The organism is Leucobacter sp. 1207-22 (genome assembly GCF_052850455.1).
Genome location: NZ_VXCR01000003.1, coordinates 122,049 through 143,831 on the forward strand (window position 1 = coordinate 122,049; position 21,783 = coordinate 143,831).

Annotated in this window: 17 protein-coding genes, 1 tRNA gene and 1 pseudogene; 7 read left to right on the forward strand and 12 right to left on the reverse strand. The window is 62.6% G+C overall.

The window, feature by feature from the left end; genetic code table 11:
* The first annotated feature begins 144 nt into the window (after positions 1–144).
* Together FW756_RS06330 and FW756_RS06335 are read left to right on the forward strand one after the other, a co-directional pair.
* Positions 145–633, forward strand: a complete 489-nt coding sequence (locus FW756_RS06330) for a YajQ family cyclic di-GMP-binding protein (RefSeq protein ID WP_446429318.1) — start codon at positions 145–147, stop codon at positions 631–633.
* The gene (locus tag FW756_RS06335; RefSeq protein WP_446429319.1) at positions 633–1,046 is read left to right on the forward strand and encodes a DUF3151 domain-containing protein; all 414 of its coding nucleotides are present in this window, start codon (positions 633–635) and stop codon (positions 1,044–1,046) included. Before FW756_RS06330 ends, FW756_RS06335 begins: the two co-directional genes overlap by 1 nt.
* A gap of 73 nt (positions 1,047–1,119) precedes the next feature.
* Here FW756_RS06335 and selB read toward each other — a convergent pair whose 3' ends face one another.
* The 3 genes from selB to FW756_RS06350 all read right to left on the reverse strand — a co-directional run bounded on the left by selB (position 1,120) and on the right by FW756_RS06350 (position 4,698).
* Positions 1,120–2,982: a selenocysteine-specific translation elongation factor gene (gene selB / locus FW756_RS06340; RefSeq protein WP_446429320.1), complete on the reverse strand. Its 1,863-nt coding sequence runs from the start codon at positions 2,980–2,982 to the stop codon at positions 1,120–1,122.
* Between the two features lie 2 nt (positions 2,983–2,984).
* Entirely contained in the window at positions 2,985–4,538 is a 1,554-nt protein-coding gene (selA, locus tag FW756_RS06345; RefSeq protein WP_446429321.1) for an L-seryl-tRNA(Sec) selenium transferase, read from the reverse strand.
* 65 nt (positions 4,539–4,603) lie between these two features.
* Positions 4,604–4,698 (reverse strand) — tRNA-Sec (locus tag FW756_RS06350).
* Between the two features lie 55 nt (positions 4,699–4,753).
* Between FW756_RS06350 and selD the strand changes: the two genes are divergently transcribed.
* Positions 4,754–5,746, forward strand: a complete 993-nt coding sequence (gene selD, locus FW756_RS06355) for a selenide, water dikinase SelD (protein WP_446429322.1) — start codon at positions 4,754–4,756, stop codon at positions 5,744–5,746.
* 192 nt (positions 5,747–5,938) lie between these two features.
* Here selD and FW756_RS06360 read toward each other — a convergent pair whose 3' ends face one another.
* The 9 genes from FW756_RS06360 to FW756_RS06400 form a co-directional block, all read right to left on the reverse strand.
* Complete coding sequence (locus tag FW756_RS06360) at positions 5,939–7,081, reverse strand: hypothetical protein (RefSeq protein ID WP_446429323.1); 1,143 nt, start codon at positions 7,079–7,081, stop codon at positions 5,939–5,941.
* The gene (locus FW756_RS06365) at positions 7,078–7,725 is read right to left on the reverse strand and encodes an ABC transporter ATP-binding protein (RefSeq protein WP_446429324.1); all 648 of its coding nucleotides are present in this window, start codon (positions 7,723–7,725) and stop codon (positions 7,078–7,080) included. The genes FW756_RS06360 and FW756_RS06365 overlap by 4 nt, the downstream gene beginning before the upstream one ends.
* Before the next feature lie 17 nt (positions 7,726–7,742).
* Complete coding sequence (locus FW756_RS06370; protein WP_446429325.1) at positions 7,743–8,834, reverse strand: hypothetical protein; 1,092 nt, start codon at positions 8,832–8,834, stop codon at positions 7,743–7,745.
* Positions 8,827–9,462, reverse strand: a complete 636-nt coding sequence (locus FW756_RS06375) for a hypothetical protein (RefSeq protein ID WP_446429326.1) — start codon at positions 9,460–9,462, stop codon at positions 8,827–8,829. The genes FW756_RS06370 and FW756_RS06375 overlap by 8 nt, the downstream gene beginning before the upstream one ends.
* Positions 9,463–9,698: 236 nt before the next feature.
* Entirely contained in the window at positions 9,699–10,022 is a 324-nt protein-coding gene (locus tag FW756_RS06380; protein ID WP_446429327.1) for a lactococcin 972 family bacteriocin, read from the reverse strand.
* 377 nt (positions 10,023–10,399) lie between these two features.
* On the reverse strand, positions 10,400–11,518 hold the full coding sequence (gene nrfD, locus FW756_RS06385; RefSeq protein WP_446429328.1) for an NrfD/PsrC family molybdoenzyme membrane anchor subunit: 1,119 nt from the start codon (positions 11,516–11,518) through the stop codon (positions 10,400–10,402).
* On the reverse strand, positions 11,515–12,546 hold the full coding sequence (locus FW756_RS06390) for a 4Fe-4S dicluster domain-containing protein (protein WP_446429329.1): 1,032 nt from the start codon (positions 12,544–12,546) through the stop codon (positions 11,515–11,517). The genes nrfD and FW756_RS06390 overlap by 4 nt, the downstream gene beginning before the upstream one ends.
* On the reverse strand, positions 12,543–15,785 hold the full coding sequence (gene fdh / locus FW756_RS06395) for a formate dehydrogenase (protein WP_446429330.1): 3,243 nt from the start codon (positions 15,783–15,785) through the stop codon (positions 12,543–12,545). The genes FW756_RS06390 and fdh overlap by 4 nt, the downstream gene beginning before the upstream one ends.
* Positions 15,786–16,009: 224 nt before the next feature.
* Positions 16,010–18,421, reverse strand: coding sequence for a choice-of-anchor Q domain-containing protein (locus FW756_RS06400; protein WP_446429331.1), 2,412 nt, complete (start codon positions 18,419–18,421; stop codon positions 16,010–16,012).
* A gap of 277 nt (positions 18,422–18,698) precedes the next feature.
* Here FW756_RS06400 and FW756_RS06405 point away from each other — a divergent pair, with 277 nt between their 5' ends.
* From FW756_RS06405 to FW756_RS06420, 4 genes and pseudogenes are all read left to right on the forward strand, one after another.
* Positions 18,699–19,985 (forward strand): adenylosuccinate synthase, encoded by a 1,287-nt coding sequence (locus FW756_RS06405; RefSeq protein WP_446429332.1) that lies wholly within the window; start codon positions 18,699–18,701, stop codon positions 19,983–19,985.
* A 16-nt stretch (positions 19,986–20,001) separates the two neighbouring features.
* The gene (locus FW756_RS06410) at positions 20,002–20,313 is read left to right on the forward strand and encodes a chorismate mutase (RefSeq protein ID WP_446429333.1); all 312 of its coding nucleotides are present in this window, start codon (positions 20,002–20,004) and stop codon (positions 20,311–20,313) included.
* Between the two features lie 437 nt (positions 20,314–20,750).
* A pseudogene (locus tag FW756_RS06415) lies at positions 20,751–20,852 on the forward strand (type IV toxin-antitoxin system AbiEi family antitoxin domain-containing protein); the annotation flags it as partial.
* 288 nt (positions 20,853–21,140) lie between these two features.
* Positions 21,141–21,557, forward strand: coding sequence for an endonuclease domain-containing protein (locus tag FW756_RS06420; RefSeq protein ID WP_446429662.1), 417 nt, complete (start codon positions 21,141–21,143; stop codon positions 21,555–21,557).
* Positions 21,558–21,783: the final 226 nt, after the last annotated feature.

Genomic DNA, 21,783 nt, shown 5'->3' on the forward strand with positions numbered 1-21,783 from the left:
CGGATTTGCGACCCAGGACCGCGAAACAGCCGTTCCCTGCACAGAGGCCACTTTCATGCGCATGAACGGGTCGATCTCGGCAGAAACGGCTGATCTCGCGGGGTTACGGGGTGAGGCCGAGCCCAACAAGGTACAGTTTGAGACATGGCTGATTCTTCATTTGACGTAGTGAGCAAGATCGACTCGATGGAGGTCGAAAACGCTATCAACCAGGCCCGCAAGGAGGTCGAACAGCGTTACGACTTCAAGGGCGTTGGTGCTGACGTGTCGCTCTCGGGCGAGACGATCATGATCAAGGCAAACACCGAAGAGCGCGCAACCGCCGTGCTCGACGTGCTCCAGTCCAAGTTCATCAAGCGCGGACTCTCGCTCAAGGCACTCGACACCGGCGAGCCCTACCCGAGCGGCAAGGAATACCGCATTGAGTCGAAGCTCAAGGAAGGCATCGACCAGGCGACTGCGAAGAAGCTCAACAAGCTGATCCGCGACGAGGGTGCGAAGTCGGTCAAGAGCCAGATTCAGGGCGACGAGCTGCGCGTCTCCTCGAAGAGCCGTGATGACCTGCAGGACACCATCGCGCTCCTCAAGGGTGCAGATGTTGAGGTCGCGCTGCAGTTCGTGAACTTCCGCTAATGATCGGCCAGAACTTGCTCGGCCCTGAGCCGACGCTCCTCGCCGAAGACACCGCGGTGCAGACCGCGCTCGCGGCAGGCGATTCGCTCGAAGCAATCGTGCGCGCGCACCCCGAGTCACCCCTCGCATGGGCGCTGCTCGCTGACGAGGCATCGGCTGCTGGCCGCGAGATTGAGGCGTACGCGTTCGCCCGCGTCGGCTACCACCGCGGTCTCGACTCGCTGCGTAAGGCGGGCTGGCGCGGAGCCGGTCCCGTTCCCTGGTCGCACGAACCCAACCGTGGCGTGCTGCGTGCGCTGTACGCACTGCGTCGTGGCGCTGCTGCAATCGGTGAGACCGGCGAGGTCGACCGACTGACTGAGTTTTTGCATGGCGCGGATCCGGAAGCGATTGCCGCCATCGAAGCGCTCTAACGAGTTCAGCTCGTGCAGAAGCCCCCGGCGACAGCTATAGATGCTGTCTCCGGGGGCTTTTGTATACCTTGCACTAGCGCCGCACAATCTCGCGAAGCGTGCCATCGACGCGCTGTGTCCAGCCCTTCGCGTCGAGCAGTTCAAGCAGCGGGATCGCAACACGGCGTGTGGTGTCGAGGGTCTGTCTCGCTTCACTGGTCGTGAACGGCTGTGGCAGTGCTGAGAGGCGCTGCATCGCGAGCGCGGGAGCCTGAGGCAACAGAATGACCCCGTCAGCGAGTCGAATGAGTCGCCCTGCGCGTTCGGCTGTCGCGAGCTCCTTCGCGCCGAGCCGAAGTCGAGCGAGATCGTCGGCTTCTGGTGCCGCGAACGGTTGCGCACGAAGGCTGCGTTCCAGCGCCGCAACCCCCTGTTCTGCTGGACCAAGATCAATGGCGACCCCCGGCTCACGCAGCACGCCGCCTGCCGACTCGAGCTTCGCATGGTGCGCAACGACGGGGAGCAGCGAAGCATCAGGGAGCGGAGGCTGTGCGTCACGCATCAGCACATCGCGCGCCGCACCATGCGGCAGACCTTGACTCAGGGGATCGTTGCGCCGCTGCCGGGCCACAGCCTGCCGAAGTCGCGAAACCCAAGCGGTGAGTGCGGGGGCGTGGATCCACCAGCGAGTCTCGCCGATCCGCACCTCATGCATGCGTGATTCGGCCGGGGTATCGGCCGTGAGCTGTGGTGCGGCATCGAGCCCGGTATGTCCGAAGCGCCGCATGTCAGTGACACGCATGGCTCCGCGGCGGCGGACATCAGCGAGGGGCGATCCGCCCACCGGTAGCGCGGCGAGGGCCGTGGCTCGCGCGCGACCAGCTCCGCGGCGGCCGAGTGCCGGTGGGTCGAGGTCGAGCACGGCTGCCCCGGCAAACACCGATCGGCTGCCGGGTGCTCTGAGTACGAATCGGTCGCCCAGCTCGAGCGGGAGCGGACGCTCAAGCGTGAGCCGCGCATGATCGTCGTCGAATGGGCGCACGCGCGCGGTCACGGCGGCGGTGCCGATGTGGACGTTGAGTTCTTGCGGGCCGTCAGTAAACGGACGTCCCATGGTGCGGCGAACGTCGATCTGGTCGGTCAGGCACCAAGCGTCGGGGGTGATGAGCGCGTCACCGCGGCCCACTGAACCGGAACCCCCGTCTCGCAAGTTCACCGCGACGCGGGCGTACGGTGTGACGCATTCGGCCGCCGCGTTCTGGCTGTGGAGGCCGCGCACCGAGGAGTCTTGGATCCCAGACTCACTGCTCACGACACTCAGGCTGTCGCCTTTCGCGAGCGTGCCAGCGGTGAGGGTTCCGGTCACGACGGTGCCGGAGCCTTTGACCGTGAAGGCTCGATCAATCCAGAGACGTACGCGACTATCGGTGCGCGGCGCTGGGGCGTGAGCGAGCACATCGTCGAGCGTTGCTAACAGCTCAGTGAGGCCGGTCGGCTCGGTGCCGTTGGCAGGGATTCCAATTGGCAGGATCGGTGCGTCTGCCAGGGGAGTGCCCGCAAATTCGGCGCGGATCGCGAGCTCGACCTCGGGTACCTGGTCGGGCGCGCGGTCCGCTCTAGTAACCGCGAACACTGCCCGCGAGAGCCCGAGCGCGGCTACCGCATCGCGGTGATCGGAGGATTGTGCCTGCCAGCCCTTGTCAGCAGCGACAACGAACAACACCACGGGTGCCGGCCCAACTCCCGCGAGCATGTTGCCGAGAAATCGTTCGTGCCCGGGGACGTCGACGAATGCCAGATCGCGGCCGGAGGGCAGCGTTGTCCACGAGAAGCCGAGGTCAATGGTGAGCCCGCGACGCTGTTCTTCGGCCAGGCGGTCGGTCTGCATGCCGGTGAGGGCGTGCACGAGGGTGGACTTGCCGTGGTCGACGTGTCCAGCGGTGGCGACGACGTACATGGTTAGGCGGTGGGTGCGGCAGCGGTCTTGGAGGCGAGATCGGTTGTGGGGCCGGGCGCGGGCGCCGTCGCTGGCTCGACACCGTCGTGCGTGCCCAGGACTGCGATGATCGCCGCGGCGAGATCTGCGTCCTGATGCGGCGGGACACAGCGAACGTCAATGAGACAGTGGCCCTGTGCGGTGCGGGGAACTACTGCGGTAGCCCCAGCGCGGAGCGCTGCCGCACAGTGTTCGGGCAGCGCGAGCGCCCAACCGGGCAGTGGAACGCCCGGGGCGCCGCCGCCGCCAACTCGACCATCGTGCTCAACGATCTCAAAGCTGCGCCCGGTCACCTGAGTGATTGTTGTTGCTAGCGTCTCAAGTCGCGCACGCAGCTCGGAACGTTTCACGTGCAACGCTGCCTGGACTGGGGTTTCTGGCCCACGCAGTGTCGCTTCGAGCGCAGCGAGCGTGAGCTTGTCGACGCGCACTGCGCGCGCGAGAGGGTGCTTCGCAAGCCGCGCAATCGCTGCTTTCGTGCCGTACAGAATGCCTGCTTGCGGACCGCCGAGCAGCTTGTCTCCGCTTGCGATGACGATGTCGGCTCCGGCCTGGAGCGCTGCGGTGATGTCGGGCTCGTCCGGAATGACAGGCTCAGGATGGATGAGACCGCTGCCGAGGTCGACGATGAGGGGGATCCGCGCCGCGCCTGCCGCGTCGGTCCTTTCGGCGGCCGCATGCGTATCAAGCAGCGCACGCAGTTCAGCCACGCCGACCCCAGACGTGAAGCCTTCGACCTTGAAATTGCTCGGATGTACCTTCAAAACGCAGCCGACACCCGCGCCGAGTGCGCGTTCGTAGTCGGCAACATGGGTGCGGTTCGTCGCGCCGACCTCGCGCAGCCGCGCGCCCGTCGTCTCCATAAGATCAGGAAGCCGGAACCCCGCTCCAATCTCCACAAGCTCGCCGCGACTGACGACGATATCGCCGATAGCACCAGGGGAGCGCGGATCAGCCCCGCCTCCCAACGCCGTCACTGCCAGCAGCAGTGCTGCTGCACCGTTGTTCACAACCAGGGCGTCTTCCGCGGCTGGGCACGCCTCCAGCAGCGCGGATTTGGCACCGAGACCGCGCCCGCTACGCGAGCCTGTGCCAAGGTCCATCTCAATGTCGGCATAGCCGGCAGCCCGTGTGACCGCGCGGATCGCACCCGCTGAGAGTGGGGCGCGACCGAGATTCGTGTGAATGATCACCCCGGTCGCGTTGATGACCGGGGTGAGGGTCGCCGGTGAGGTTGCTGCAAGCGCCTCGTTGACAGCGTTGCTCACATCTTCTGGCGCAATTTCGCCCGTGCGGGCTCGTGCCTGAGCAGTGGTCACCACCGCGCGGATGGCCTGCTCGCCAAGCCACGCTCTGGCCTCGACGATCTCAGGCAGCGCAAGCAGTTGGTCCGTGCGCGGAATGCGACGGCGCGGGTCAATCTCGGCGTTCGCGTGAGCGCGCGCATCGGTGTCCGTGTCGGTATCCGCGTCGGTGCTCGCTCCAGTGCTCGACTCGGGGTTCGTCGTCGTGCTCATTCGGTCGCCACCTTGCGTACGATGATCCGCGCCCCGCGAAAGCGGCACCGGAACCGGGATAAAACTGGCGGAAGCGGACGGGAATCGAACCCGCCAAACCGAGATACTCGGTTTCACCGGTTTTGAAGACCGGGGGCACCACCAGGAACCAGACGCTTCCAATGAGGATCCTACACACCCTCGCGAGGTGCCGCGCCGCCCGATAAGGTCAGAGCATGACTGTTAATGGGGACAACATTCGACTGACCGGTTTTGCGCACGGAGGCGGTTGCGCCTGCAAGATTCCACCGGGAGAGCTCGAGAATGCGGTTCGCGGTCTGGTCGGCCAGACAGCGCCGAACGTTCTGGTCGGTCTCGATGACGGTGACGACGCTGCCGCCGTGCTCGTGCGCGAGGACCTCGCAGTGCTCTCGACCGCAGATTTCTTCACCCCTGTTGTGGACAACGCTTACGACTGGGGGCGGATCGCAGCAGCAAACGCGCTCTCAGACATCTACGCGATGGGCGGCACGCCGATCACCGCGATCAACCTCGTCGGCTGGCCCCGGGAGAAGCTCCCGATGGAACTCCTCACCGAGGTGCTTCGCGGCGGCCTCGACGTTGCCGCCGAGGCTGGCTGCCCCGTCACCGGTGGGCACTCGGTCGACGATCCCGAACCCAAGTACGGCATGGCGGTGACCGGTATCGCTGATCCGCGGAAACTCATGCGCAATGACGCAGCCGTCGCCGGGCTCCCGATCACGCTCACGAAGCCGATCGGCGTCGGCGTGCTGAACAACCGGCACAAGCAGACGGGCGAACGCTTCGAACACGCCATCACGAACATGACCCAGCTCAACCGCGATGCTGCTGCGGCTGCCGTCGCGGCAGGCGTGCGCGCTGCGACCGACGTCACTGGCTTCGGTCTGCTCGGCCACCTGTACAAGATGTGCCGCGCCTCGGGCGTCGGTGCGACCCTCGACATGAGCGCAATTCCGCTGCTCGATGGCGCACGGTCTTCCTTGGAAGAGGGCTTTGTGCCCGGCGGATCGCGTCGCAACCTCGACTGGGTTCGCCCCCATTTGACCGCTGATGCTGGCATCACCGAAGACGACCTCATCCTGCTCGCCGATGCGCAGACCTCGGGCGGCTTGCTCGTGGTTGGCGGGATTCCCGGGCACCCGGTGATTGGTGAGACGACGGCGGGGAGCGGGATCCGCGTTCGGTAGGACGCGCTGGCTGGGATGCATTGGCTAGGGCTGCGGCCCCTGCCCTGATCCTGCGGCTCCTTGCCCGCCCCTCTCCTGCGGCTCCTTGCCCCGCCCCTCGTCTGGACTTTTGACCTTCGTCTGCATGAATGCTGCCGAAAACGTCTTAACGATGGTCGATTTGCAGACGAGGCGCTCTGAACGCGCCCAACATCACTCGCGCTGCTTGAAGTACACGAAAAGCGCGCGCTCCCGGATCGTCACCGCCGCACCCACCACTCCTGCGAGCGCGCCAACAGCCCCCAAACCGATGACGCGTGCAGCGATCCCGAGTAGGCTGCCCGCGTCATCGGGATAGTAGCTCGCGAATACGGCGGTGGCAGCAAAAGTCACACCGCTTGCGAGCGCAATCCACACGCACTGCTGAAGGAGCTGCGTAAACGTGAGTGATCCGCGCCCCACCCCCGCGTGCAGAGCGGAAGCAAGCTCGAGTCGCCGCGAGCGCACCGCGAAGAAGCCGATCGTGGCACCCGTGAGGAGTGCGACGTACGTGTCGAACCTGCTCATCCGGTTGTTGAACATTGCTGCGCCATCAAAGGTGCGGCCGAGCGTGGTGTTGAGCTGACTGAGGTCGGGGGAAGCGGCATCGGATTTTTCCGAGGGAATGACCACCGAGTGCAGCAGGCCGTTGACCTCCGGAAGCTCTGGCCAAGACTTCACCCAGCACTCGTCGTACGGTTCTGAAGAGGTTGGCTCAGGAATCACCACCGCGAATCCGTACCCGGGTGTCCGACCATCGTCTGGGTAGGGATACACCCCAGCAATGGTGAGTTCCTCTGGATCGCCAGCGAGCATCCGTAGCCCCTCGCCAAATTGATCGAGCACTTGGCTGCCGACGAAGACACCGGTGTCTGATTCGCCATGCGCGCCAACCGCGCCGCCCGTGCCGCCCGGCACCCTGCTGCCCCGCACCCCGTCACCCGCGTCCCGCCGCTTCACACCGAGGACGCCCTCGATACTTGGTGTTGCAACGTACTGCGGCAGTGGCACTGAGCGCATTGTCGCCGCACGAAACTGCCCAGGTAGCTGCCGAACCGCAGCCGCAGACACGTCGTAATTGTCGGCAAGAGCAACGCAGGCGGCACCGTCAACCCTGCCGGCTGACGACACGATCCGCACATTGGCGCCAGCCTGTTGGAACTTCTGCGCCGAATCAATAGAAGCGGAAACCGATGTCACCTCGTGCGCAGTGAGTAGTCCAAGCAGCGCGAGATACACCAGGAAGTACAGCAGGAACTTTGAAGTTCCCGTACTGACATCGCGCGTGGCCTCGCGCAGTACGGCCTGGGGTCTCATGCAGACACCGCGGCGAACTCGGCAAGATCGATGATGCGGTCGCAGGCCGCCGCGGTGTCAGGATCGTGGGTCGCGATGAGCACGATCCCGCCCGCAGCCCCAATCGACGCAATCGCGGAGTTCACGGTTGCAGCACTCTGCCGGTCAAGCTGTGCGGTTGGCTCATCGACGAGCAGGAGATCTGGTTTCACCGCAAGAGCGCGGGCGAGCATGAGCCGTTGCGCCTCACCGCCAGACAGCATCGAGAACGGTCGCCGATCGGTGAGATGCGAGAGCCCCACAACGGCGCAGATCTCGGCGGCCTCGGCGTCGGCCGTTGCGATCCGCGCTCCGGCCGCGAGCAACGGCAGCGCAACGTGATCAATCGCGGCCCGCCGGGCCACCCCGTGCGGATTCTGGAATACCCACTGCACCCGCTCCAATCCCTCTTGCTCCACAGTCCCCTCAGTCGGATCGAGCCACCCGGCGACGATCGACAGCAGCGTGCTTTTCCCGCTCCCACTCGGGCCAACAATGGCGCAGCGCTCGCCGCCGAGAAACTTCGCCGAAAGCCCACGAAACAGCCAGGGGCTCGTGTCTCCAAACCGCTGCCCTAAGCCATCGAATTGCAGCGCCCGGATTGGCAGTGACTGTGCGGGCCTCATCCCCAGGAACTCCGACCTCACTGTGACGCGCATGTGCGATCCGTCGGCTTCGGCACGTCGACGCGAGCGGGCAGTGCTGTCCCGGCGTCTACCGGCGTGAAGTACGTCTTGCCGAGGCGCGAGCCAACGATGTTGATGGCGATGCTCACCCCCTGCGAGGTCAAGCACCCACCCGATTCGCTCACCCCAAACACCGCTGCTGGCGGCACTGCACTTACCGTGGAGTTTTCCACGAGCGCGAGCACGCCTGGGGCGCTCGGTTTCTTCGACTCATTCGAGTGGGCGGATCCTGACCCTGCGCCATCTGCCTCCTCTGTACCGCGCGAGTAGACACCCGAGAGCTCCTGCAGAGCGGCCGCATCTGTCACTGCGCCGGAACGATCGACCGGGACTGTCACTCCGGACAGCTTGAGGGTGCGGGCGCCGGGGGCGAGGTCGAGCGGAAGGGCGTCGATCCGCGCACTCGTCAGGTTGCCTGCGACCTTGCCGAATTCGGCGCCTGTCTCGACGGAGGCGCCGAGAGTGACGGCGCAGGTGCGCATGGTGACTTCAGGGGTGGGGAGCCACATGATCCGCGCGCTTGGTACCTCTGCGAACTCAGGGAGTTCGTCATCATCGACGTCTGGATAGAACTGCCGCGCGAGCGCTTCAAGCACAGCATCATTCACTTTCCCAGTTGCGTTGAGATCAGCGCCGAGTCGCGTCAATTCGACGCGGATCGCGTCAACATCAGCGCCCTCTGCTTCGGACGCGAGGTTCTGCCACAGCGGAATCGAAGTGTGCAGTGCGAGGACTGGCTGGCCATCAATGCTGGCAACGAGCTGGCCTGACCTGAGGGTGCCGTCGGCCGCACAGGCGCTGTGTGTGACGCGACCGCCACTGGGCAAGGTGAGCGAGGCGTCGTTGCCAGCCTCGAACGTAACCTGCACGGTGCGCGCATCGTCGAATGCTGCGGTCTCGACGGCGAAGGACTGTGCTGCGTTCGCTGGCTGCAGCGTCGCAGGTGGTCTTGGCGGGAGCAGGTATTGGCTGCCGATCGCGCCAGTGAGAAGGAGAAGAACTGCGCCGAGCGTCAGAGCAGTGAAGAGGCCGATTCGAGTTTCAGCCACGGAATGCTCCGTCCGGGTCATTGTTGCAGGTGTTCTCGGTTGTCTGGAGCTCATTCATCTCTACGAGTGCATACTCATCGATCCTGCCTTCCATGTGCCGTTCAACGGGGTAGCCCTGTGGGACCACCCCTGACCTGATGAGGCACGCCACGATTTCCGGAGTACGGTCTTCGTTGCTGGGATTGGCGCGTATCAAAAAGTACATCTGTACTACCTCGAAGACTCCAGTCTCGTTTTCGCAGTTGGTCGCAATCTCGTTAGCTTCATCTGCGCTGCTCACTGCTGCGATTCCGTACGTGTACCCTCCCCCGTCTTCGAAATCGTCGAAAGTGAGCCGGTGGGACACCATGCAGGTGCGGAACGCTTCGGTGACTTCTTGCTTCTCCGCTTCTGTGATCACCTCATCGCGAAGGTAGTCGCGAATCTGTTCAGTTGCGGCCCTGGCGTAGGCGTAACGGAACTCCTCTGCCCACGGGCCTGTGAAATGAGGCATGTCTGCGATGTCTGAGTAATCGACGTCGTCCGGAGCGTCTTGACCTGCGCCAGTTTCAGACCCGCTACATGCTGTCAGCGTGATTCCGATAGCCAGAAGTGTGATTGCCCCTAGTGCTTTGTGCACGCTAGCCACAGAGCAATCCCGCAGGGTCTTTCTTAGGCGCGCTTTCCGCCGACTTCGCTTCTTCAGGTTCATATTCGCCTGTTTCCACACTGGATAGTCCTCGTCATGTCCGAGGCTCTCCAAGGTGAGGTTCCGCGAGCAGTCCTTGCGGAAAACAACAGTCCCTGGTTTTGAGAAGTCGGACTTCATTTTGGATGCTTCTGTCTGGTGGCGTCCCTGCCGACCTGCCAGGCTGCCAATGCCATCTAATAGACGTAGTAGTAGGCGTAGTTGGTAGAACCGAAGCGCCAACCAGTCGCCTGAATCTCGGCCTTTGTCGTTACACCCGGGCCCGCCGTTCTCTGAACGCAGTCAAATCGGTTGCATGCTGTGGACCGGTGCGATCGTTTGGCATGGTCGAAGTATGAAAAGACAAAAATGGTGCTTGAGGGTTCGTAAAGCCCATAGCGCCACTTGCCGCCATCTACATAGACAGTGGCGGCCGAAGCCGCGGAGACGCCACCAAATACTGAGGTGCCAACGAGCACGAGACCTGCAGCGAGGGCCGCAGTTCGCCGTTTCTGTTTCATGAGTTCACTCCCTTGTAATCGTGTGGATGAAAGTTTCTAGGTCTGTCGATGTTCCTCCCATTTACACGCCTGATCAATGGGGTGACGCGCGATGAACGTCAGTTCGGTGTTGAGTGCCCCAAAACGACAAGAAGTGGCGCGGATCGCGGCAGCGAGGCGCCGATCCGCGCCCTGAAGTGGCCCTGAACCAGAGATTTGCCGTCGGTAAGACGTTTTTCGGCAAAAACGTCTTACCGACGGCCGATTTCAAGACGAGGGCAAATCGGTATGGGCCCGGGCCCGAGCCCAAGCGGGCAGACGCATGAACCCCCGAGGCCAAAGCCTCAGGGGTTCATGACGCAGGACGGCCCAGCAGCCGCAACTCCGCAGCTACCTAGCTACCCGGCGGTCGTGATCGAGTCGTCGACGATGCCGCGGCGGCGGCGCTCTTCGAGGCGGCGCTTCTGCGGCTCGATGACGTAGCGCGGATCCTTCGTTGACTCAAGGCCAGCCTCGAGCACGCCGAAGCGTGTCAACGCCGACGCTGCAAGCAGCGTCACGCCAGAGGCAACGGCGACTGCGCGGTTGCGTCCGCCGAGCAGGGTTCCGAGACCACCAGCCGCAGCGAGGTACTTACTCCACTTGAGCATCTTGCCAGGCGTGCCGTGGTGCAGGGGCTCAGCCGCGACGGGATCCATGCGGCGCTCCATGAGTTCTGAAGCGACGAGCTCTGCGGCAGAACCCGTAATGGCGAGCACGCGGGCAGGCTTCGCATCAGCGACAGGGGTTGTAATCATGCCGAGGCCACCAGACGCGAGGCTTGCCGAGCTCACGAAGACGAACGCGAGGTCTTCTTTTGCGGCGTTCCACGTCGGGTTCGCGGTGTCAGAGAGCAGTACGCCGGTATATGCAGCGAGGGGAGCGGCAAAGACGGCAGAAACGACGCCAGCAGGCTTCTCTGCAAACTTCAACAGCGGGCGCAGCGGGCCGAGCGGAAGCTTCCGCTTCGTCATGCGATCCACCTCGGCCACAGCGGCAACGCCAGCACCCGCGCTGAACGCGCCAAGAATCCATGAACCAACGCTCATGGGCGACGTCACCTTAAAGGTGCGGAACATATTGAGGAAGCGCTCCGGCCGACCAAGGTCGATGATGAGTGCGACAGCTCCGGCACCCGCTGCACCAATGGCGGCAAGACGGCTGTTCCGACGCAGTTTGTCATTCTTCGTGAACTGCGCACCGGCAGCGAGCAGTGAGGATCCGCCAGCCACGCCACCGAGGAATAGGTAGATGCCGATCGGCGCTTCCCACGGCGGAGCCTTGACGATCGGGCGATCGTAGTACGAGGTGAATTCGACCTCTGGCACCATGGCCATTTCGCGCGAACCGTCGAAACGACCGGCTCCGGTTCCCGCACCAAAACCGCCACTTCCCCCGCCAGCTCGCTGCTTCCGCTTGCCGCCGCGCTTGCGGGGTCCCTCGGGCGGACGATACGCGTCGTATTCAGAGATGCTCACTTACGTCCTCCCGCCATAAATGCCAGGGCGACAGCGCCCACCATACCGGCCGCAGCGATTGCAGCTCGCTTAAACATGCGCGGCAGATCGGCCGTCGCGACGCGCGGATCGGGCGGCAAGCCGTACACCTCTGGCTCATCGAGCAGCAGGAATACCGAGCCGGTTCCGCCAACGCCGTCCTGGGGATTCGCGCCGTACAGGCGGGCTTCGGTGAGGCCCTGCTTGTGGAGCTCGCGGACGCGAGCGCGCGCGATCTTCGCGAGGTCTTCCTTGCTGCCGAACTTGATCGATGTCGTTGGGCATGCCTGGGCGCACGCTGGCGTCTGATCGTCGGTCAGGCGGTCGTAACACAGGGTGCACTTCTGGGCGACGCCGACGTTTGGCGTCGCGACTTGCTCACCTGGTGTGAAGTCACGATTCGTCTTGGGCTGTGCGATGCCGTCCTTGCGACGTTCGATCACGCCGAAGGGGCAGCCAGCGACGCAGGTTCCACAGCCATTGCAGACGTCTTCTTGCACGACGACCGTGCCGAACTCTGTGCGATAGAGCGCGCCGGTGGGGCAGACATCGAGGCAGCCAGCGTTCGTACAGTGTTTGCAGACGTCAGAAGACATGAGCCAGCGGAAGTCAGGCGTATCGGGTGGCTTCGTGTCGAGACCGGAGAGGTCTCCTTCTCCGAGGTCGCCCCGTTCGAGAAACGCATTTGTGCCGCGCGGCTTCGGCCCACCGATGGAAGGCATGCCGAGGCCGATGAGCTTGCGGCCACTCTCGCGGGCGGCCTCGATTTTCTCTTTGCCCTGCTCGACAAACGCAACGTGACGCCACGTATCTGCGCCAAGCGAGCCGGTGTTGTCGTATGACGACTCTGACAGCTTCCAGTCGGAGTCTGCCGGGTTGCGGTTCCACTCTTTACACGCGACCTCGCAGGCCTTGCAGCCGATGCAGATCGAAGTATCGGTGAAGAAGCCCTTGTGGTTGTGCTCGTCACGGGTCTGATGGTTTGGCGACTCGGTGAGGTGTCCACTCATTCGCTGTCCCCTTCGACATCTGGCTCTTGCGGTTCAGCGTACGCCGCATCATCGTGCGGGCTGATCGCTGTCTCTACCGTAATACCTGCGCGCTGCTGATACTCGGCAACCAGGTCGAGCAGGGCTGCGCCGCGCGGTCGACGGCCAGGCACAATCGCGCACGCACCGACCTTCGACTCCTGGATGAGTACGTTCGGATCCATCGCGATGCCGAGCAGATCGTTCGCCGCGTCGCCCGTGACGACCGCGTCGTTGCCGACACCCCAGTGGTAGGGCAGGCCGATCTGGTGCACCGTTCGGCCACCAATCTCGAGCGCCTTCACGCGGTCGGTGACGAGTACCTTTGCCTCGATCGCGGCGCGCGGGGAGATCAGGGTCGCCCAGCCGTACGGCTCGAGACCGTATTCTTCTGCGAGCTCTGGTGAAACCTCACAGAACATCTCTGGCTGTAGCTCGGCAAGATACGGCAGCCAGCGGCTCATGCCACCAGCGGTGTGGTGCTCGGTGAGACGGTACGTCGTGAACGAGTGCGGGTAGACGTCAGCACCAGGCTCAATGTCACTCGGTGCGCTGAGGTTGTCAGAACGGTTCATCGTGACACGGGTCGGCGAACGTTGACGGTCATAGACCGGGTTCGCAACCTGCGACTCCTGCGGCTCGTAGTGCGCCGGAAGCGGACCATCTGCGAGCCCCTTCGGGGCGTACAGCCAACCCTTACCGTCAGACTGCATGATGAATGCGTCAGTGCCAGCCAAGCCTGCTGCGCCGGTCGCGCCAGGTTCTGGGCGCGCGTCGGGCGCGAGACCAACAGGGAAGTCAGGGTTATCGTGACCGACCCACTGCTGCGCGTCTTCGTCCCACCAGACGTACTTCTTACGCTCGCTCCACGGACGACCTTGCGGATCAGCCGAGGCACGGTTGTACAGCATTCGCCTATTTGCAGGCCAGACCCATGCCCAGTCGCCGCCGTCGGGTGACTGCTCGTTCTTCTGCGGGCGAAGAGCCGAATGGTTCACGCCGTCTGCGTACACGCCCGTGTAGATCCAGCAGCCGCCAGATGTCGAGCCGTCTGCGCGCATCTCGGTGTACGACGAGAGCGGCTTGCCAGCCTGCTCACCATCGATATGGAAGCCGTTAATTTCAGCGAGCACTGCCTCGGGATCCGGGTTGCCGTGTGCATCCGCCGGGTAATCCCAGGTGAGGTCAAGGAGCGGACGATCGCGCGGATCGGTGGAGTCTTTCAACCGCTCGCGGATCCGCACACCCAACTCATGGAAGAAATCAAGCTCGCTCTGCGCCTGCCCAGGCGGCTGAACTGCCTGGTGACGCCACTGCACCATGCGCTGCGTCTGCGTGAATGTGCCTGACTTCTCGACGTGGTTTGCGGCTGGCATGAAGAAGACCTCGGTCTCGATGTCTTCGGTGCGCAGCTCGCCCGATTCGATCTCTGGGCCGTCCTTCCACCACGTCGCAGACTCGATGAGGGCAAAATCGCGGACCACGAGCCATTTGAGGTGCGACATCGCCAAACGCTGCATGCGCCCGTGCGCCGAACCAACGGCCGGATTCTGCCCAAAGATGAAGTAGCCGTCAATCTCGTCAGCCATCATCTTCGCGACCGTCTGGTAGGTGCCGTGGGGGCCGTCGAGGCGCGGGAGATAGTCATACGCCCAGTCGTTCTCAGCGGTGGCCTTATCGCCCCACCACGACTTCATGAGGCTGACGGTGTACGCCTCGGCTTCGCTCCAGAACCCGACCTGATCGGGGGTGCGGATCGCGTCAACGTACTCAGTGAGCGACGTCTTCTCGACGGTCGGCATAGGGAGGTAGCCGGGAAGCAAGTTGAACAGCGTCGGAATATCGGTCGAGCCCTGGATACTCGCGTGACCACGTAGCGCCATGATGCCGCCGCCTGGACGACCCATATTGCCGAGCAGCAGCTGCAGGATCGCGGAGGTGCGGATGAACTGCGCACCCATGGTGTGCTGCGTCCAGCCGACTGCGTACGCGAAGCAAGTCGTGCGGTCGCGGCCAGAGTTTTCGGTGATGGACCGTGCGAGGTAGTCGAAGTCTGCCTCAGAGATGCCACAGGTCTCACGCACCATCTCTGGGGTATACCGAGCGAAGTGTCGCTTGAGAATCTGGAACACCGTGTGCGGGTGCTCAAGCGTCTCATCACGGAGGAACCGCTCGTCGCCAGGCAGCTCAGCCTCACCCTTTTTCTGGGTGCGCTGGTACGCCCAGGTCGACTGGTCATACTTGCCAGTCGTCTCGTCGTAGCCAGAGAACAAGCCATCAAGATCTTCCGTGTCACGGAAATCTGGGCTCACAATCGTCGCCGCGTTCGTGTACGCCACAACGTAGTCGTGCAGCCAGTGATCGCCTGCGATGACGTAGTTGATGAGCGCGCCGAGGAGCACGATGTCTGATCCTGCGCGGATCGACACGTGCTTGTCAGCCACTGCGGACGTTCGCGTGAAGCGCGGATCAATATGGATGATCTTGGCGCCACGAGCCTTCGCTTCAGTCACCCACTGGAAGCCAACGGGATGGCACTCGGCCATGTTGGAACCTTGGATGACGATGCAATCCGCATTGGCCATATCTTGCAGCGGCTGTGTAGCGCCGCCTCGGCCGAACGAAGCTCCCAAACTGGGAACTGTTGCGGAGTGTCAAATACGAGCCTGGTTCTCGATCTGGATCGCACCAGCCGCGGTGAAGAGCTTCTTAATGAGGTAGTTTTCCTCGTTATCGAGGGTTGCACCACCGAGGGCAGCAATGCCCATCGTGCGGCGAAGCGCCCGCCCCTTTTCGTCGACGTCTTGCCACCACTTCTTGCGGGCGTCGAGGAAGCGATCCGCGATCATGTCAATCGCAGTGTCGAGCGACAGTGGCTGCCACTCACGTGAGCGAGGCGCGCGGTACAGGATTTCGGTCTGCCTTGATGCGGAGTTTACGAGCTGCTCGCTCGCCGAACCCTTCGGACAGAGGCGGCCACGCGAGATCGGCGAATCAGGATCGCCCTCAATCTGAATGACCTTCTCGTCTTTCACGAACACTTTCTGGCCGCAACCAACGGCACAGAAAGGGCACACGCTCTGCACGACGCGGTCTGCGGTCGCTGTGCGCGGAGTCTTTTCGCGGGACTTTTGCGACATGACGGCGTCGCCCCGCCCGAACTTATCGTTCGAGCGCAGCTGCCGGAGAACCGGCCACTCAAGGGGACTAAACCGCGCCATGTGCGCCACACTATCCGATGTCGAAAGGAAATGGCCAGCATTTGTGAGCTGAATCACATGTCACCCGGCGTTTAACGGTCGTGCGCTGGTCACTTCAGGAAAATCTGTTGGAGTTTGCGACTCTCAGGGGACGCGGAAAAGCCCCAGGTGTGTGGCATGCGGTGCCATGTTCCTGGGGCTTTTCCTACGGTTAGTGAGGCATCAGTGCGCCTGCCGGTGCGTGTTTAGTTTCGGCGACGTCGCGCGAGCAGAATTCCGCCGCCTGCGAGGATCGCTGCAAACGCGACTGCAAACCAGATGCCTGCGCCAGCTTCAGCACCGGTGTTTGGTAGCTGGGTGGTCGGCTTGGGCTTCGGTTTCGGTAGCTCCGTTTCAGGGACCGGCTTCGGGCCTGGACCGGTCCCTGAGTCAGTGTCGACGATGGTCACCGTTATTTGCGCGGGCTCGCCCACCGTTGTTGCCGCACCAGTGTCCTGGATGCGCACGAGGAACGTGCGGTCCCCTTGCTTGCCGGGACGTTTGACTGTCGGGACCACGAGACGCACGGATTCTGCGTCGCTGCCCGGCTCGAACCTGAAGCTCCCGTCGATCTCCTGGTAATCAACGCCAGCTGTCGCGCTGTCATCGGAAGCACGTGCCGTGCCGACAGTGGGGGCTTCACTCGTTCCCGAGCGACGCACCTCAATGACGGCATCCTCGCCTTCCGTCACGCGCAGATCCTCGACGAGTGCCACGGTCGCCCCCTGCACCTCGACAGCGCCCGCATCGGCGGCGCTGCCCTGCGGGCGAGAGATACCGCGCTGGTCTGTCGCAAGTGGTGAGTTCGGAACCGCGTTCAACAGCACGGAATCTGGGCCAGGCAATCGAGTCCTCGTGGATCCGCCGTTGTACGCAAGGTCGCCGAGGGCGAGGTCTGCCGAAGTGACGACGGTTGCGGTTGGGAGCAGCGTTGCTGGCGTGGTGATGAAGACCGACTCAACGCGGTTGGGCTCACCGGCATTGACGGCGGCCCTCAGCGGCTCGTTCTCAGTGTCGATGACGGTGCCCACGAGGTCGGGGCCACGGTCCCCCTCGACCTCAATACTGCCGCCAGTAAGCGTCGTGTGTGTGATCGCGAACTGGGAATCCGCATCAAATCGCGCACCGTAGATTGCGGGACTGTCATTCTGAGGGAGTGCGATTGTCGAGTTCTCGATTGTCGCAGTTCCGCCGAGCACTGGCCCGTATGTAATCGCGCGCCCTGCCTCGATATCTGTAATGCTGCCGTTCTCAAAGGTGCTGTTGGTGATTTTTGCAGTGGAGCCGGCGTAGATTCCGTCAATTGAAAGATCGCCTGCGCCCTCCTGGCCTTCATTGTTAGAGAAGCTGGTGCGGTCGATGCTCAGTTCAGCCCCTGGGGACGAGCGAAGCCAACGCTCCACCATGATGCCGCCGACGGCGCCAGCATTGTTGTCAAAGGTGTTGTTCGTAATCGTAAACGTGGAGTCTGCGGCAGGAACGCTTGCGTCGAGGAACGCATGGACACCACCAGCGCTGGCAGCCGAACCGGAGTTATAGGAGAAGAAAGAGTCGGCAATCGAGACAGACTTCGCTAAACCTTGCAGCGTGACAGGTGCGGAGTAGGTCCGGTTATCCGTCACGATCAGGCCTTGCAGGTCAAACTGTGATGCTTCACTACTGTTGATGCCGCTCTGCAGACGCAAAGCTGCTTCGCCGCGGTTTCCGTTGAACATCGTGTCCGTGACGGTCGCGTGATTGAGGAAATAGCCGACAACACCGCCTCCATTGTTGTCGCTGACCGTGGTGTCTCGCATCTCAAATGATGAGACCCCGGCGGCCGCATCAGAGCGCTCGAGGGACAGTGCTGGACTATCTGAGCTATCCCGAAGCGTGCTCTGAGTGACAGTGACTGCCTGATCCGCCGTCCCCGTAAGCCCGACAATCATCGGGGCGTTCTGGAGCATGCTCTCGGACAGGTCAAAGCGATAAGGATCTGGGCGTGCGTCGAACGTGCGGATATCGATATGGGCGCCGTCGATGTTGACGTCTGACATCGAATCAGAAACGAGGCTGCCAAAGGAGAACGACTCGAAGTCGGTCATCGTGACATTCGACACGTTGGTTCGCTGTTGCATGTGTCCGAGATCGGCGGCGTACCCGTTGGTGAATGCAACGTTGCTGAGGGTTACCTGTTCGAGACTGGATTCCGGAGTGAGATAGAGCCCGTCTGCGCCGCCAAAGTCGATGACTGTGGTGCTGTCGTCATCACCGGTCAGTGTGAATGATGTCGCTGCGGGGCCGAGGGTGACATACAGTCCCTCAGTAATTGAGATTTTGCCTAGGGAAGCTGGGACCTCGACGCGGTAGTCGCCTGGAATCGTTTGTGACTCGTCTGTAACGGTTTCGAACGCCGCACGCAGTGTGCCGGGGATCGGGGTGTCGCCGTCCGCGTAGTCGCCCGGGTTCGTGACGACGATCGTGATCGGTTGTGTTGCTGCATCTGCCGCGGCTACTGTCCCTGCTGCGCCCGCTTCACTGGCCGCGTTCGCCGCGGGGGCGACCGGAAGCCAGAACCCGACGAGCGTGAGTGCTGCAGCAGCGGTGGCGGCCGTTATCGCGCGTGTCGGTGCGTTCATACGCGATGTCGTTGGTCGCGGTGTCAGAGCTTGACGTTGCGCTTCGTTGTCACAGTGATTCGTCACATTTCCCCAAATCGCTCACATTGCATTGTGCTCAATGGAGGGGATCCTCCATTGGACCTTCTATGAGTCTAACTGGATGATGTAATGAATTTGTAGATGATATTTGATGGATCCGCGCCCTCGACAGGCGTGAAAAACGTTTCAAACGCGCCAAAGTCGCTTGGCAGGTAGACTAGCTCGGTAACTGCTGACCGCAAAGGAAGGGGCTGAGATGCCCGCAGTGTTGATTACGGGTGCCCAGTGGGGCGACGAGGGTAAGGGACGCGCAACCGATCTGCTCGGTAGCCGCGTCGATTACGTCGTCAAGTTCAATGGCGGTAATAACGCCGGGCACACCGTCGTCATTGGTGACGAAAAGTACGCGCTCCACCTGCTTCCCTCGGGCATTCTGACCCCGGGTGTTGTGCCGGTGATCTCGAACGGCGTCGTCGTCGACCTTGCGGTACTCAAGCAGGAGCTCGACGCGCTCAACGGCCGTGGCGTCGACACCTCGCGTCTGAAGCTCAGCGCAAACGCACACGTCATCACGGCGTACCACCGTACGCTCGACAAGGTGACCGAGCGCTTCCTCGGCAAGCGCCAGATCGGCACGACCGGCCGTGGCATCGGCCCGGCATACGCTGACAAGATCAACCGCGTCGGCATCCGCATCCAGGACCTCTTCGACGAGAGCATTCTGCGTCAGAAGGTCGAAGCGGCACTCGACTTCAAGAACCAGGTACTCGTCAAGATCTACAACCGTCGCGCAATTGGCGTTGATGAGGTTGTTGAGGAGCTGCTGAGCTTCCGCGACATGATCGAGCCCATGGTTTGCGACACCGGTCTGCTGCTGCATGAGGCAATGCAGGCCGACAAGACCGTACTCTTCGAGGCTGGCCAGGCGACGATGCTCGACATCGACCACGGCACCTACCCCTTCGTGACCTCGTCAAACGCGACCGCAGGTGGCGCATCGACCGGTTCGGGTCTGCCCCCGCACAACATCGACCGTGTGATCTCGGTCGTCAAGGCGTACACGACCCGCGTTGGCGCAGGGCCCTTCCCCACCGAACTCTTCGACGAGATGGGCGAGATGCTCGCAACCGTCGGCCATGAGTACGGCACCACGACCGGACGTACCCGCCGTTGTGGTTGGTACGACGCACCGATCGCTCGTTACGCAGCGCGCATCAATGGCGTCACCGACTTCGTGCTCACCAAGCTTGACGTACTCTCGGGCCTCGAGACGATCCCCGTGTGCGTCGCGTACGACGTCAACGGTGTTCGCCACGACGAGATGCCGGTGAACCAGACCGACTTCCACCACGCGAAGCCGATCTACGAAGAGTTCCCCGGCTGGAGCGAAGACATCTCGGGTGCACGCACGATGGCAGATCTGCCGGTCAACGCGCAGAACTACATCAAGGCACTCGAGGCTATGAGTGGCGCTCGCATCTCTGCTGTTGGTGTTGGCCCCGAGCGTGAGCAAGTCGTGGTTCTGCACGACCTCATCGACTAAGCCTGTAGAGACACCCATGGATGAACTGACGCCAGCCGAGCAGCTCGGCCGCCTGCGGTCGACGATCGACAACATCGATGCCGCCCTCATTCACATGCTCGCTGAACGCTTCAAAGCGACGCAGCAGGTGGGTGAGCTGAAGGCTCGGCATGAGATGCCCGCATCTGACCCCGACCGTGAAGCGCGTCAGATCAGCCGCCTACGTGAGCTTGCGATCGACTCGCACCTCAACCCGGAGTTCGCCGAAAAGTGGTTCAACTTCGTGGTTGCAGAGGTGATTCAGCACCATAAGCACATTGCTGCGGGGGGCGGATCCGCCAAGGCGTAAGCGCCTAGGCATGATCCGCGCCCCCAGCGCGCAAAAGGTCGGTACGACATCGTTCGTGCCGGCCTTTTGCGTGTTCTGGGTCCTGCAGCTTGCGCCGCCCGTGCCGCCAGTGCGCTTAATGCTCCCTCTGCGCCGTCCTCTGGAAAACGGCCGTCGTCAGCATGTTTTGCGGCGTATTCGTCTGGACGACGGCCGTTTTCCAGAGCTGGGACCCGGGACCCGGGACCAGAGACCAGAGGCCGGGGACAGGGGACAGAACGGGACGAGCCAAGGAGCTGAGTCGGGCCGCTCGACCAGGGCAAGGCGCGGTGCGCACTGGGAGAACGTTGCTCACAAAGCGAAGAACAACGAAACCTATTCGATTCGTCCACATGTCCGGATGCTGAACCACGGAATGTGCCCCGTTCTGCGAGCGTTGGCTGATGGGTGTTCAACGAATGCGCGTAGAGAAGGGCATTGTCCGCACGAGCGAGTTGCAGGCGAAAGGCGTCAGCAAACACGCAATTGCCAAAGCAGTGAAAGCAGGTGAACTTGAACGCTTGGTCCGAGGATGGGTTGCGACGCCGGATGCAGACCCACAACTCAAACATGCTGCGAGCAGTGGGCTGACAGTGACGTGTGTTTCTCAAGCGACGAGGCTGGGGCTATGGGTAAGGGTGTCGGACGAGCGCCATTTTGCGGTGCCGCGGCCTGGGTGTGAGGTACGTGGGCAGCATGACCGGATTCACTACTGGAAATCAGTGGAAGTGCGAACGAAATACGCGCTTGAAGACTCTCTTGGGAATGTGCTGTCAAATATCGCCAGGTGCCAGCCGTTCGAGGATGCTGTGTCGGTCTGGGATTCGGCACTGAATAAGCGCCTGATTGGCCGTGGCTATCTTGAGTCCTTGTCGCTGGGAAAGCGGGCGCGAGAGGTGCTCGCTGCGACAAGTGAATTTGCAGACTCGGGCCTTGAGACGTTCTTTAGGCTTCGCATGCAGTGGCTGAGAGTGCCCCTACGTTCTCAAACCTGGCTCCATGGGAGACGCGTGGACTTCTTGCTTGGAGATCGGCTCGTGGTTCAAATTGATGGCGGATCACATGTCGGCGCACAGCGCGATGCCGACAACGCTCACGATGCAGTGCTCGCCGCGTCGGGCTACACAGTGCTGAGGTTCGGGTATGCCCAAGTCATTCACGAATGGCCAGCAGTGCAAGACGCGGTGATGCGTGCGATAAGCGCGCGGCTACACACGAGAAGATGACTTCGTAGTCGTGAAAAAAAGTTGAGAATGAGCCGCTGCTGTCGCTGCTGCCGTATCGCGCGCCTTCGTCTGGAAATCTGCCGTCGTCAGCACGAAACCTGATGAATTCGTCTGGACGGTGGCCGAAATTCAGTGCGGGGCTGGGAACCCGGGGCAAAACTGGGTGCGGGGGTTCAGTACGGGCGGCCAGCCTTGCCAACCCGAGGCTGCCGCGGCTGGGCGGGCG